At 43.6% G+C, this 14,389-nt stretch carries 10 protein-coding genes and 1 tRNA gene; 5 read left to right on the plus strand and 6 right to left on the minus strand.

Going from position 1 to position 14,389, the window contains the following annotated elements; translation table 11 throughout:
• Window positions 1–329 precede the first annotated feature (329 nt).
• From EKM80_RS08665 to asnB, 4 genes are all read right to left on the minus strand, one after another.
• A complete protein-coding gene (locus EKM80_RS08665; RefSeq protein ID WP_125552726.1) occupies window positions 330–629 on the minus strand; it encodes a cupin domain-containing protein in 300 nt (99 codons plus the stop codon).
• A 63-nt stretch (window positions 630–692) separates the two neighbouring features.
• Complete coding sequence (locus tag EKM80_RS08670; RefSeq protein ID WP_125552727.1) at window positions 693–2,042, minus strand: FAD-dependent oxidoreductase; 1,350 nt, start codon at window positions 2,040–2,042, stop codon at window positions 693–695.
• Between the two features lie 224 nt (window positions 2,043–2,266).
• Window positions 2,267–2,512 carry a metal-sensing transcriptional repressor gene (locus EKM80_RS08675; protein ID WP_125552728.1) on the minus strand — a complete coding sequence of 82 codons (246 nt, stop codon included), beginning with the start codon at window positions 2,510–2,512 and terminating at the stop codon, window positions 2,267–2,269.
• Window positions 2,513–2,654: 142 nt separating this feature from the next.
• Window positions 2,655–4,550, minus strand: a complete 1,896-nt coding sequence (asnB, locus tag EKM80_RS08680) for an asparagine synthase (glutamine-hydrolyzing) (protein ID WP_125552729.1) — start codon at window positions 4,548–4,550, stop codon at window positions 2,655–2,657.
• Window positions 4,551–5,092: 542 nt separating this feature from the next.
• On the opposite strand from asnB, the gene EKM80_RS08685 reads away from it, so the two are divergent.
• Both EKM80_RS08685 and EKM80_RS08690 read left to right on the plus strand, forming a co-directional pair.
• Window positions 5,093–7,684 (plus strand): LysM peptidoglycan-binding domain-containing protein, encoded by a 2,592-nt coding sequence (locus tag EKM80_RS08685; protein WP_125552730.1) that lies wholly within the window; start codon window positions 5,093–5,095, stop codon window positions 7,682–7,684.
• A gap of 101 nt (window positions 7,685–7,785) precedes the next feature.
• Window positions 7,786–7,858, plus strand: a tRNA-Ala gene (locus EKM80_RS08690).
• Window positions 7,859–8,038: 180 nt separating this feature from the next.
• Here the strand turns inward: EKM80_RS08690 and EKM80_RS08695 are convergent.
• Window positions 8,039–9,052 (minus strand): ABC transporter substrate-binding protein, encoded by a 1,014-nt coding sequence (locus tag EKM80_RS08695; protein WP_125552731.1) that lies wholly within the window; start codon window positions 9,050–9,052, stop codon window positions 8,039–8,041.
• A gap of 187 nt (window positions 9,053–9,239) precedes the next feature.
• Here EKM80_RS08695 and EKM80_RS08700 point away from each other — a divergent pair, with 187 nt between their 5' ends.
• The 3 genes from EKM80_RS08700 to EKM80_RS08710 all read left to right on the plus strand — a co-directional run bounded on the left by EKM80_RS08700 (window position 9,240) and on the right by EKM80_RS08710 (window position 12,599).
• Entirely contained in the window at window positions 9,240–10,088 is an 849-nt protein-coding gene (locus EKM80_RS08700) for a 6-phosphogluconolactonase (RefSeq protein ID WP_125552732.1), read from the plus strand.
• Entirely contained in the window at window positions 10,072–11,202 is a 1,131-nt protein-coding gene (gene nagA / locus EKM80_RS08705) for an N-acetylglucosamine-6-phosphate deacetylase (protein WP_125552769.1), read from the plus strand. Before EKM80_RS08700 ends, nagA begins: the two co-directional genes overlap by 17 nt.
• A gap of 164 nt (window positions 11,203–11,366) precedes the next feature.
• Window positions 11,367–12,599, plus strand: coding sequence for an RNA-guided endonuclease TnpB family protein (locus tag EKM80_RS08710; RefSeq protein WP_225418848.1), 1,233 nt, complete (start codon window positions 11,367–11,369; stop codon window positions 12,597–12,599).
• A gap of 308 nt (window positions 12,600–12,907) precedes the next feature.
• Here the strand turns inward: EKM80_RS08710 and tyrS are convergent, their stop codons facing one another.
• Complete coding sequence (gene tyrS / locus EKM80_RS08715; protein ID WP_125552733.1) at window positions 12,908–14,161, minus strand: tyrosine--tRNA ligase; 1,254 nt, start codon at window positions 14,159–14,161, stop codon at window positions 12,908–12,910.
• Between the last annotated feature and the right edge of the window lie 228 nt (window positions 14,162–14,389).

The following is a 14,389-nucleotide window of genomic DNA, read 5'->3' on the forward strand; positions in this document are numbered from 1 at the left end:
TATTTTATCAATTAGCTAAAAGTATTTGGCTAACTTGATTATAAAACGCGCGTAAGAAAATTATAGGGCTATTCGCTAAATTAATCAATCAAATTTATCATGAATTAGCGTTGGAAGCAATACGGTATAAATCCAGATACTCCAGCAGATTAAGCGTTTGTAGTGCCTAAGTGCTACAGCATTGCGACTCTAAGTGTTTGGTTAGGCATTTTACAGAAAATATTGACATCAATAATTTAAAAAAATTCGCATAAAAAAAGAGGCTACAACATAAGCAAAAGTTATGTTGCAATCTCTTTTTTTATTGCCAAAGTACAGCAAATCTGTTATTAATCGAAACGGCTTAAAACCATCATTAATTCACTATCTTCTAAAGCTTCCATGCTATGCAATTCGCCACGTTCCATGACAACAGCACGGCCGGGATAGATTTCTTCACTACCATCAGCGTGGTTGAACTTAATGCGTCCTTTAACGGGGATCACAACACCATGCGCTGGCGCTGGATGTAACTTGCCCTTACCGGTGATTTCACCCTTAGCAAGTGTACGGTGACCAACAATTTGTGACGGTATATTAAAAAGATGCTCATGCACACCAGCACCTGTAGCTCCAGTTAGAAATTCCACGATTAAACACTCCTTTGATCATAGGTTAACTACTATTAAAAGCGTTTGCTTATGGAAAGTCAATTAGGGTTTCGCCGTAGTTTCCTGGGCCATTGCCGCTAAACCGAGCTGATTTAAATAATTAAACGGTCGATCATAATAAGGTGAAAAAAGCATATCAACAAACGCTAATTGCTCGATCGTATTTTTATTTTGAATGCACACTGACAATAAGTTGGCTGATTGAGCAATGTCATAGTCGCTATACAATTGACCGCCGAGAATTTGATGCGTTTTACGGTCATAAACTAGCCGCATGGCGATTGGCGTGGTCGTTGGCATGAACTCCGGCCGATAATTATCGGTTAATTTCGCTACCGCAGCGTCAAAACCATGTTGCTGCGCGCGGGCCAGCGTTAAGCCTGTTGAAGCCAGCGTTTTACCATAAAGGTGCAACGCTGAGGTTGCCTGAGTGCCAATATCGGCTAATGTTTCCTTGAAAATATTCATCCCCACTAACATCCCTTGGCGCACCGCATTGGTGGCTAATGGTGCGTAGGCATCGGTTTGCGTTGGATTATAATGCACCGCCACTGCATCGCCGGCTGCGTAAACCGCCGGATCAGAGGTGCGCATGTAGCGGTTAACGCGAATTGAGCCATCCTTATTCAAATCAATTTGTCCAACCACTAAGTCAGTTTGCGGCCGGAACCCAACACAGATCACCGCCAAATCAGCTTGATGTTCAGCTTTATCAGTTTGAATATACACATGCTCAGCATCGCTATCGAATTTCAATGCGGTTTCACTAAGCTTTAATTTAACGCCATGGGCAGTCAAATCAGCAGCAACCTCAGCTGCTAAATCCGTGTCGACATAATGGCTTAGCAGTGAGTGTACACCATTGATCAGCGTCACCTGATGGGCGGTATTACTGTAGCTTTCAGCTAGTTCAACGCCAATATAGCCACCACCAATAATCGCAATGTGTCGTTTATTTTTGGCCGTCGCCGCAATCTGCGTCGCGTCAGCATAATCCTTACAAATCAAAATATTCGGCAGACTGACCCCTTGAATCGGAGGAATCACCGGCACTGAACCAGTAGCAAGAACTAACTTATCATAGTGATCCATGAATTTACGGCCAGTATTTAAATCTTCCACTAAAACCTGCTTATGCGCCATATCAATCTTGTAGACGTCATGTTGCGTGTGCACCTGCGCTCCTAATTTCGTCAGATCAGCCGGCGTCGCATAAAACATATCCTCCAGCGACTTAACCGTTCCACCAAGATACAACGAAATACCACAGGAAAGAAAGGATATATTATCGTGACGCTCATAGATCGTGACCTGTGTTTGCGGATGTGTTTGCAGAATTTGCTGGGCTACGCTAGTACCGGCGTGGGTACAGCCAATAATAATCACTTTCATTGCTTTCATCCCATTCTTTGTAAGTGCCCTGAGTTTAGCACATTGATAGCGCTAACTCTAACTAAATTGCTCACTTAATTAACCAGCGGCAACGATCGCTGTAGCAACAATTGCCGGTCAACTGGTCTGTTCACGGCTTGTCAGCTGCACCTTATAAGTCACTTTTTGAGTCCCTAACTTTAAGATACGTTAAAAATAGGTTAGTTTATTTTTTTAAATCCAATTTAGCGCGTTTTCGCCACTAAATCGAGCGCGTTTTGCATTTCTGGGGTAATTTCTGTTGCTGGTAAATTCGCCGCCAAATTCGCTGCCAAAATCAAGCCGATCGTTTTGTCGATGGTCGAACGTACCGCCGTTAGTTGGATCAATACATCAGGCGCCGGCCGCTGTTCGGTCAACATATGCTGAATGCCACGCAGCTGCCCTTCTGCACGTTTTAAGCGATTTAATAGTTGTTCATTCGTAGTCATAAGCGCACCCTCCTAAATCCAATTACTAGTTCAATTTTACCGCAAAAAGTTGCGCTTCGGGCAGGAACTTTTCCAGCTGAAATGAGGCACTAAAAAACCGACCACCAGCAGCAAAGTCGCCACCGGTAGTCGGTTGTTATTTCTATTGAAATTGGTCCAAATTGATGAAGTAATCTTGATACCAAACCAAGAACGTGTAAATGACCCAAACTTGGCGGCGGCCATCATGCTTATCAGCGTGCGTGGCATCCAGCAAGTCAAGAATCTGTTGCTGATCAAAGAATTCCTTGACGAAGTCTTGACTGAAAACGTCACGAACCTGTTGATAAAACTTATCTTCCAGCAACCATTGATGGATCGGCACTGGGAAACCAAGTTTTGGTCGACTAGCAAATTCCTTGCCTAAATGCCGTTCGGAAGCACGACGGAAGGCATATTTAGTATCCTTAGTGTTCAATAAATATTTGCTTGGAATACTGTTGGCTAGTTCAGCGACATCACGATCTAAAAATGGTACTCGTAGTTCCAAGCTGTGCGCCATCGAAATTTTATCAGCTTTTTGTAAAATGTCGTTAGCCATGAAATGGTGCAAATCAATATATTGCATCTGCTTAACTTCATCGGCATTTTTGACTTTCTTGAAGTCGCGCTGATAATTATCGCTCACGTTCAAGTTATTTTTGTAATCAGCAGTAACTAAGTTGTTGGCTTCAGTTGCGCTGAAAATGGTTGGGTGCTCAAAAGTATAGATCACCGATTCGCCAACGTAGAATTCGCTGGGTTTAGCCAAGCGCGTATACAAATGCACCTTGCCGTGGAAGTTACGGCCGTTTTTAATACGTTTGGCTAAATGATAACGCGTGCCCCGTGGTAACTTGCGCAATCCTTCCGCGAAAACCTTGATCACTTCATTGTGCGAGTGCATGCCGTAGTTAACGTAGCCGGCGAACATTTCATCGGCCCCTTCACCCGACAAGACAACGGTGACTTCTTTGGCGGCCATTTCCGATAAGAACCACAATGGAATCAAGCTAGGATTACCGTCTGGTTCGTCCATGTGATACTGCATTAACGGGAATTTGGCGAAGGCTTCATCACCGTGCACCGTCGCCGTGTGGAATTCTAAGCCAAGATCATCGGCTAATACCTTAGCACGGCCAGCTTCGTTGTAAGTCTCATCAAAGCCAACACTGAACACCTTTTCCGGTTTCAGGATGCTGGTCACATAGCTACTATCGACACCTTCAGATAGGAAGCTACCAACCGGCACATCAGCGATATGGTGCAACTTAACTGACTCTTCGACTGATTTGTTGATGGCTTCGACGGTTTCATCAAAGCTCATATTATTTTCCGTGTAATCAGCATCCCAATATTGCTCAATATCGACATGGCCATCACGCCACATGAAATAATGACCAGCCGGAAACTTGAAAACACCTTTGAAAAACGTCTCATCTAAATCATTATATTGGTTCATTAAATAAGGCTTCAGTGCATCCTTATTCAGTTGCTGCTTGAATCCAGGATGCTTCATGAACGTTTTCAACTCGCTGGAGAACATAAACGTTCCATCGTCCAAATATGTGTAATACAACGGCTTGATGCCGAAAAAGTCGCGGGCACCAAACAGTTCTTCTTTAACCGTATCCCAGATGAAAAAGGTAAACATACCGCGAATCCGTTTGAGTACGTCTTTACCCCAAGCTTCGTAGCCGTGCAATAAGACTTCAGTATCCGTATGTGTCTTGAACACATAACCAAGGTTTTTCTCGAGATCATCGCGCACACTCTGGTAATTATAAATTTCGCCGTTAAAAACGATCAGTTTCGTATTGTCAGCATTATAGATTGGTTGCTTACCATTGGTTAGATCGATGATTGAAAGCCGCCGAAAACCAAGCGCCACATCGTTGTCAACGTATTTGCCTTTGTCATTAGGCCCACGATGTTTAATCACTTCAACTTGTTCATCTAAAACCAAATTTTTGTCAGCAACCGATAAGTCACCGCCAGCAAAGCCGATAATTCCGCACATAAAAACTCCTCTTTCATAATTAAATAAGAATTGCTGCAGCAAAGCCACAATGAGCAGCTTAATAAAAAGCGCTTGCTACAACACACGACAGCATAACAGCCCATGCCTGAACGCACAGTACCATTTTCAAATAAAAATAGCCGCAAAAAACGCGGTTACTTTACGTTTACAAGCATAAATTTCATTATAACATTAAGTGCAACCCAGAACAGGGCCGACTAAATAAAATTATGACTTAGTTGTACCGCTTGATTATTGCAAGCCGCTAAACCGACGAAATAGACGCACACCTGTTTGCTTAGGGCAAATGTCACCAAACTGTAATCTAATCAGCGTTGACAGTAGTTTGTTGAGATGCTAATTTAAACATATGTAACAGTAGATATTTAAGAATAACTTAATTAATTTTAAAAAATATGAAACAACACTAATTGTATCCTGAAGTTATTCTACCGACGTTCAGCTGGTATGCTGTAAACGTCTACAAGGTATGCGCGTTTTTTGACACAGATTGCATCAATATTTGGGAGGATTTTATTATCATGCAAAAAGCATCCAATGAACAGAAAGTACATTATAAAATGTATAAGGCTGGAAAAAGCTGGGTCTTCACTGGGATCTCAGTTTTAACGTTAGGCCTCGGCTTGTTTGGCGCACAAAATGCTGCCCATGCCGCAACTAGTAAAACCGCTGCTGACCAGACGACAACTGACGATACCGCTGATTTAGACAGCAACACTGCAACGCTTAAAACTAGCGCTGCTGCTACCGCTGATAGCACTGCCGCTGAATCAACAGCTACCAGTGAAGCATCTGCTGCCGCAGCGAGCACAGCTAAGTCAGCCGCTGCCAGTGCCGCAGCCGCTTCAACAGCTGCCAGTGAAGCTGCACAATCAACTGCTAATAGTGTCGCTGCAGCCAGCGCAACCGCTAAATCCGCGGCCGCTAGCACAGCTAAGTCAACGGCGGCTAGTGCTGCAGCCAAATCAACAGCAAACAGCGTTGCCGCTAAAAGCGCTACGCTAAGCGGTCAAACTACTTTGGCCACTGCATTGCAAAACGACAGTAGCACAACGGCAAGCACTGCGAGTGCCACTACTAGTACAGCAACTGCTAGTCAAACTAGTGCAACGGCTGTATCCACGGTAACTTCTGCGACAACCAGCGCGGCACAGACTGAAACTAAGGCTGCCAGCACTGCAACTGACGCTAACAGTACAACAGCGGCTGCATCAACCGCAACTTCTGATGCAACCAGTAACGCAACAACAGAAACTACAGCAACTAGTACAGCAGCAACTTCTGCAGCTAGCACTGCAACTTCTACTGCAGCTGACGACACTGCTGTTAGCGACGCTACTGACGCAGAAGCAACAACTGATGACGCCGCTACAGCAACGACCGATAACTCAGTAGCTGAAACAACACCTGACACGACAACAGAACAAGCTGACGCAACTGCAACGACCAGCAATGCTGCCAGTCAGGCAACCACTAGCACTGCCGCTACGGAAGTTACTGCTAGCCAAGCTGCAACTAGCAATGCTGCCAGCACCGCTGCAAGTCAAGCAACCAGTCAAGCTGCTATTTATGCATTGGGTGACGCTGACGATTCCGCCGTTGAGGCCGCTAAAGCTGCTGCCTTGGCTGCTTACCAAGCAACCGGCGAAGCACAGACGATCACGCGTGTTGCTGCTAATTATACGTTATCCGCGGCAAACCAAGCCTTCCTTGACAGTATCAAAGCTGGCGCGATTACTGGCTGGAATAAATATGGTATTTTGCCATCACTAACTGCTGCCCAAGCAATTTTGGAAAGCGGCTGGGGTAAATCAAGTTTGGCCGCTAACTACCATAACTTATTTGGGATCAAGGGGTCATACAATGGTAATTCTGTTTCCTTGCCAACTTCTGAATATTATGGCTACTGGACGACCATTTACGACAGCTTCCGCGTTTATCCAAATAATTCAGCCAGTGTCGAAGATCATGGCTTATTCTTAACGCAAAATTCACGCTATAGCAACTTGATCGGCGTGACTAACGCTACTACAGCAACAACTTTGATTCGCCAAGATGGTTACGCTACTGCACCATCATATAGTAGTCAATTATTGAATATTATTAATACTTATGGTTTAACTTCATGGGATCAGATCGCCTTTAACGGTGGCTCCGCTTCCTCATCGACTGGCAGTTCAAGTGGCGCAACTAGTTCAAATACTAGTACTAACTCAACCAGTTCAAGTTATACCGTTCAAAGTGGCGATACATTAACGGGCATCGCGAACAAGTTCTCAACCACAGCTGCAACTTTGGCTAGCAAGAACAATATTAGCAACCCTAACCTGATCTATGTCGGCCAAGTATTGAATGTTGCTAAGGCGGCCAGCGCGACAAATACTGGTTCAACTTCTAGCACAACTAGCAATACTGGTTATTACACCGTTAAAAGCGGTGATACATTGTCAGCCATTGCACGCACTTATAATACGACTGCCGCAACGTTGGCAAGTAAAAATAGCTTGAGCAACGCCAATTTGATCTATGTTGGCCAAAAACTAGTTGTCAGCGGCACTAGTTCAAGCGCTACGACTAATACGAGCAGCACAACTAGCAGCAGCACATACACCGTTAAAAGCGGCGACACGCTATCTAGCATCGCCCGCACTTACGGCACTACTTCATCAGCCTTGGCTAGCAAAAATAGCTTAAGCAACGCTAACTTGATCTATGTTGGTCAACAATTAGTCGTTGGCGGCACAAGCGCAAGCACCACAACAAGTAACGTTAGTAACACAACTAGCAGCAGCGCGTACTATACAGTTAAAAGCGGTGACACCTTATCCAGCATCGCTAGAACTTACAACACAACTGCAGCAAGCTTATCTAGCAAAAATAGTTTAAGTAACGCTAACTTGATCTACGTTGGTCAAAAATTAGTGGTCACCGGTAGCACCGCAACTAGCGCTACCGTCACTAAATTAAGTAACAGCAGTAACTACACCGTTAAAAGTGGCGACACCCTTTACACGATTGCCGCTGCTCACGGCACTACTGTTGCTGCACTAGCAAGTAAAAATGGGATCAGTAATGCTAACTTGATCCACATTGGCCAAACATTAAGCTTCTAATCTGAATTCAAAAGCAGCCGGCGAACAAAATCGCTGGCTGCTTTTTTAATTTCTTACGCCATAACTGCATAAATATGCTATACTATTTAGGTAAGTTATTTGGGTCCGTAGCTCAGTTGGGAGAGCGCCTGCTTCGCATGTAGGAGGTCGACGGTTCAAGTCCGTTCGGATCCATCAAGTAGTATCAAGTCTACCGCTAGTGCTGTTAATTCAGTATCTAGCGGTAGATTTTTTTTGTGTTGGCTTAAATTGAACTAATTAGAAAGACGCTGACCGCAATCTACTTAAGTATAGACAAAAAAATAAACCTATCGGCATTAAACGGTAGGTTTATTTCAACTTAGTAGCAACTACTTATTTTGCTGTCATAATATTGGTCAGCATGAAGTCTTTGGCCTTCACTAATTGGCCGTTGTCCTTTAACGTTCCTAATTCAACGAAGTTATCTTCTTGTTTTTGGTAAATTTTAGCCAATTTACCATTTTTAACCATTTTACGCACTTGTGCTGCGGTGTATTGGGTTTGAGTACCAGTTAATTGACTCTTAGCATCTGCTTTACTGATAGCGAGCTGTTTAGCCACTGCTGTGTAAACACTGGCTTTTCCAGCTTTACGATCATCCATTGCCTTGTACATAGCTGTGGTGATTTTCTTCAACAAAGCCTTATGATTTTTGGCAAATTTAGCGCTAGTGACCCATGAACTTGGAAATGGCATTGACGCTGCATAATCACTATCTGACGCAATAGTAACGGCATCGCTACCTAACTTGCTTTTAATTTTCGTCGTCCCTGGTGCCCATCCTGCTACGGCATCAACTTTACCGGAGATCATGGCGTTAGCTAAATTATTTGCACTAACGTTGACCAGCGTAACATCATCTTCAGTCATCCCAGCTGACTTCAGTGCTGTATCAAGGATTTGTTGACTCGTAGTCCCACTAATGACGGCAACTTTTTTACCTTTCAACGATTTAATACTAGTGGTACCAGCTTTTTTACTCCCGATAATCTCATCAGACGTGCTTAAACCGTCAAAGAGGAACACTTTTGCCTTACCTTGTGCTACCGCGGTGTGGGCACCAGCACCAATATTCCCAATATCAATACTACCAGAATTTAACGCCGAAATAATCGCTGGGCCATCGGTAAAAGCGATCATTTTAACTGTGATTCCCTGCTGCTCATAATAGCCAGCCTGATCCGCGATAGCTGCTAAAGCAACACTGCTAGCGTTGGCCATATAGCCGATTTTAACCGTTGTTTTGCTACTATTACTGGATGCGCTGTTACTGCAAGCTGCCAATGAACCAACTAATAACGGAATCATTAGCAGAAGCATTAATACTTTCAGAAGACGTTTTTTCATTTTTAATAGTCCCTTTCCATCACTTAATTCCTTACTACCATAGCGAGGCAACCTTAAAACCAACTTAAGCTGACTTTAAGGTGTGCTACCTATACTGCAGTCATAACAGCGTGTGACGGAATTTAACAACCGGTCAGTCATTCGAACGCTTTTTCGCGCACACTCTTAATTAAGGACAGTGAATAAATTGAAAGATTATTATACGTACACAACGACAGCACTCCAAGCACAGGCAAAAATACCGCTAAATGTGCTGCCTGACGCCACGGCTGTATTTCACCATTTAGCCACAACAATGGTTGACGTGATCAGCGCCAACAATACTAATAACGCCCCAACAGTAATGGTCGTCCCTGTAGGCCCAACTGGACAATACCCTGACTTTGTGAATATGGTCAATAAAAAAAGAATCAATTTGGCGAACGTGTGGTTCCTCAACATGGATGAATATTTAACCAGTTCAGATCAATGGCTGCCCAGCACCGATCCATTAAGCTTTCGTGGCTTCATGCAACGCGCTGTTTACGCTAAAATCGATCCTGCATTGCTCATGCCACCAGCACAACGTTTATTTCCTGATCCTGAACAACCAACTTTGTTAGCAGACACTATCGCTAACCTCGGTAAGTTAGATTTAGTGATCGGCGGTATTGGTATTACTGGTCACATTGCTTTCAATGAACCCGAGCCAACGCTAAGTGAGCAGGCATTCATGGCATTACCCACCCGCCCAGTCACCATCACCGAACAAACACGCGCCACTAACGCAATCAACGACCTGCATGGTGCTGTGGAACTAATGCCTCAGCGCGCCATCACCATTGGCATGCAGGAACTACGCCAAGCAAAGAAAATTCGCTTAGGCTGCTTTCGCGACTGGCACCGTGGTGTTGTCAGCCGCGCAATTTGCGATCAGCCCACTAGTGCGTTTCCGGTTACCTTGCTTCAGCAACATAATGATATCGAACTGGCTGTCCCCACAGCTATCGCCGAATACCCACTAGCTGGAGGTGACCACAATCGTCACAGTAATTAAACACGCATGCATCTGCACCGGCGAAACAATTATCGCCGATGGCTATATCCGTTTCGCCAAAACAATACTCGCTGTTGGCCCAATGACTGACTTTCAGCCACTAGCTAACGAAAAAGTAATTTGGGGGCAAGGTAAAATTATTGTCCCCGGCTTTATTGATGTCCACAGCCACGGTGGCTATGGCATTGACGCCATGAACGCAACGCCAAATGAATTAATAAAAATGGTACAATTAATGGCTAAAAATGAAGGTATCACCAGCTATTTCTGTACGACCATGACCCAATCAGTCGATCAAATTAGCCACGCCATGCAGACTATTGCTACCGCAGCGCAGCACACACCGTTGATTCAGGGCATTCACTTAGAGGGGCCTTTTATCGCGCCAAAATTTAAAGGTGCCCAACCAGCGGCTGCGATCATTGCGCCTGACCCCGCATTAGTTGCTAACTGGCAGAAACAAGCTAACGGCCTCATTAAATTGATCACTTATGCACCAGAGATCACCGGCGCAACTGCTCTAGAAACCTTTTGCCTACAGCAGGGTATCACACTATCTATCGGTCACAGTGCCGCAACTCGTGCCCAGTTGAAAAATAGTGCCGCGACTCATGTGACTCATTTGTATAACGCTCAAAGCTTAGCTGTTCATCGCGAGCCTGGCGTGATGGGTCACGCGTTACTGGAACCTAATTTAACGGTTGAATTAATCATGGACGGTTTCCACAACGCACCGGATATGGTTGATCTCGCTTATCGTTTAAAAGGTGCCACGCGAATTGAACTGATCACTGACAGTATGCGCGCCAAGGGCCTAGGTGACGGCAAAAGTGAACTCGGTGGCCAAGCAGTTACCGTCAGCGACAACGAAGCCCGCCTTGCAGATGGTACAATTGCTGGCTCCGTTTTACGCTTTGACGACGCCTTCCGCAACAGTATGCGTTTCACCAGTGCTACTTTGCTCGACGCAGTCAAAATGGCTAGTGTCAATCAAGCAACTGAGTTTGGATTAAGTCAAAAAGGCAGTTTAGCAGCTGGTAAAGACGCTGACTTAAACATTTTATCTGCTGATTATCACTTGCAGGCGACTTACTGTTTGGGCCAAGCAATATAGCGAATACTGCCTAACTTAGCAATCCAAACTTTTTCATAGTTGTCCGCAGTAAAGGAAACTCGGTTTCTTAATATCGAGAGGAACTTACGATTATGTGGACACCCTCTTTCCATAATTCGTTGTTCTTCACTACAATATATGCAATAATACGAGGTAGTGAAGAGGTGATAATAATATTATTAAATCAAGTCATTAAATTACGTTTGACTAACGTAGCACCACCTGTTACTACAGCATTAATACAAGTTCAAACACAATATATGCAAGCGTGTCAATTTGTTTCTGATTACGTATTTAATCACGATTTCGAACTAAATTCTAACAAATTAAGTCATGTTTTGTATCACGATATTCGTCAGCGATTTGCTTTAAAAGCGCAACTAGCAAGCTCGGTATTCAAAACTGTTACCGCCCGATACAAAACTGTACAATCTCAATTACGCCAAAAACCATACCGCGTTAATGATGGTGAAAAATGGCTTTCAATTCCCAAAGATTTACCGTGGTTATGGCAGCCAGTTCAGTTTAAAAGGCCACAAGCTGATTTGGTGCGTAATCGTGATTATTCGTTTGTTGCTGATAAGCAACAATTGTCGTTACAAACGCTTGGCAAACGAATTAAAACAACTTTTACAGCCAGCGGTTTTAAGCAGTATTTAGACGGTACTTGGAAATTAGGCACAGCTAAATTATTACGTGCAGACCATAAGTGGTATTTACACATTGCTGTTAGTAAAACAGTCCCAGATGTTGATGCACAAACTCAAAGTACTAATGTTATTGGCATTGATCGCGGATTGCGTTTCTTAGCAACTACGTATGATACTCAAGGCAAAACCCGATTTTTTAGCGGTCGACAGATTTTACGAAAACACGCTTATTATCAGAAACGACGAGCAGCTTTGCAAGCTATTGGAACAAAATCTTCAAAACATAAACTGAAACGCTTGAGTGGTAAAGAGAACCGTTGGCTATCTGATGTGAATCATCAGTTATCTAAGACACTTATTACAAGGTATGGTGTTAACAGTCTATTTGTGATTGAGGATTTAACAAATGTGACGTTTGATACTGATAATTTGCCAAAATCGTTACGTAATAGTAATCGTTCGTGGGCATTTTACCAATTGGAACATTATTTGACGTATAAAGCTCATGCTAACCAAAGTAATGTTTTGAAAGTTAGCGCAGCTTATACCAGTCAACGCTGTCCTAAATGTGGTTTGATTCGAAAATCAAATCGCAATCATAATAGTCACGAATACCGTTGCCAAAATTGTGGTTATCGTAGTAATGACGATCGACTTGGTGCGATGAATATTCAACAACTTGGTACTCAATTTGTTTCTGGAACGGTGAAACCAAAATTTGTATTTAACACTAATTTGGATGCTTAAAAGTATCTAAATAGGGCTAATGTCAACTAGCCTATGGTAGTCAATTTGGTAGGAGCATCTCTGATGTGTTTGCACTACTGATCTTATGATCTTGAACTACAAATTCGGTTATTTATAGCCGAGTAGTTGATACTCCTCCAAGTAATGAAAAACAGTTAGTCGATTCTCCCAAATCGGCTGACAACCCTACTCCTTTCCATCGGCTTAATTAAGTCGGTGGTTTTTTTGTAGCTACATTTATTCCAGACGTCAAAAAGCGACCCAGCAATAAGGCTGAGTCGCTTTTATAAACGTTTGAATACGCGCTGTTATTTTACTCGAGCTAAGAAATAGCGTTTTTTACCGCGACGCACAATGACGAAGCGGCCATCAAAGGCAGCCTTTGGATCTAACTCGAAGTCCACTTCACGAATCCGCTGGCCGTTGACCGTGATAGCGCCGTTGGTAACATCTTCGCGTGCTTGGCGCTTAGATGGTTCGATCTTAGTATCAACCAACCATTGGACGATGTTAGCCTTGTCGGCAGTCACGTCAACTGATGGCACATCACGGAAACCTTGCTCGATTTCTTCGGCAGTCAAATCAGTGACGTCACCAGAAAATAGTGCTTTGGAGATATGTTCAGCCTCAACGACAGCTTGTTCGCCATGGACAAATTTAGTGACTTCTTGCGCCAAACGCCGTTGTGCTTCTCGTTTTTCTGGTGCTGCGGCGACTTCTTTAGCCAAGTCTTCGATTTCTGCATGACTTAAGAATGTGAAATACTTCAAATAACGCACGACATCGCGGTCATCTTGATTTAGCCAGAATTGGTAGAACTCATATGGTGTTGTCCGCTCTGGATCCAACCAAACAGCGCCACCAGCAGTTTTACCAAATTTAGTGCCGTCAGCTTTAAGCATCAATGGAATGGTTAAGCCGAAGACCTTCGCATCAGCGCCTTCTTGCCGATGAATCAAGTCAGTACCAGCCGTGATATTGCCCCATTGATCAGCACCACCAACTTGTAATTGCACATCATTATACTTGTACAAATGCAAGAAATCGATCGACTGTAGAATTTGGTAAGTAAATTCAGTGTACGAAATGCCGACTTCCAAACGACTAGCAACAATTTCCTTATTTAACATTGTGTTAACGTTAAATAATTTCCCGTAATCGCGTAAGAAATCAAGCAATGAAAGCTTAGATAACCAGTCATAATTGTCAACAATAGTGAAATTATCGGTGCCAAATAACTTAACCATTTGAGCGGTCAAATGGTCTTTGTTAGCCTGAACTTGGTCCATTGTTTGTAATTTACGTTCGGAATTCTTACCAGAAGGATCACCAATTGCGCCAGTACCGCCACCAATAACGATGACTGGATGATGACCAGCAAGTTGGAATCGTTTCAAGACCATAAATGGGATTAAATGACCAATGTGCAAGCTGGATCCAGTTGGATCAACCCCACAGTACAGGCTGATTGCTTTTTCTTGTGTTAACTTCTTCAAACCATCTTCGTCGATTACTTGGTTAATTGCGTCGCGCCAAGTAAGTTCTGCCATAATATCTGTCATGTTTTTCTCCTTTGTCTGTTAAAAGTCACAAAAAAAGTCCCCGATCCATTGATCAGGGACGAAAATTTCCGCGTTACCACCCAAGTTATGACTAGTGCCATCACTCATACATGTAAACGACATGCGCGCTAACACGGCTTTTATAAGGTGTAATTCATCGCTTAGCGGCTATCAGTTTCCAGCTTGCCTGACTCTCTATAAGTTGCACTAAACAATTACTGACTCTTA

The organism is Loigolactobacillus jiayinensis, from assembly GCF_003946445.1.
GTDB lineage: Bacteria > Bacillota > Bacilli > Lactobacillales > Lactobacillaceae > Loigolactobacillus > Loigolactobacillus jiayinensis.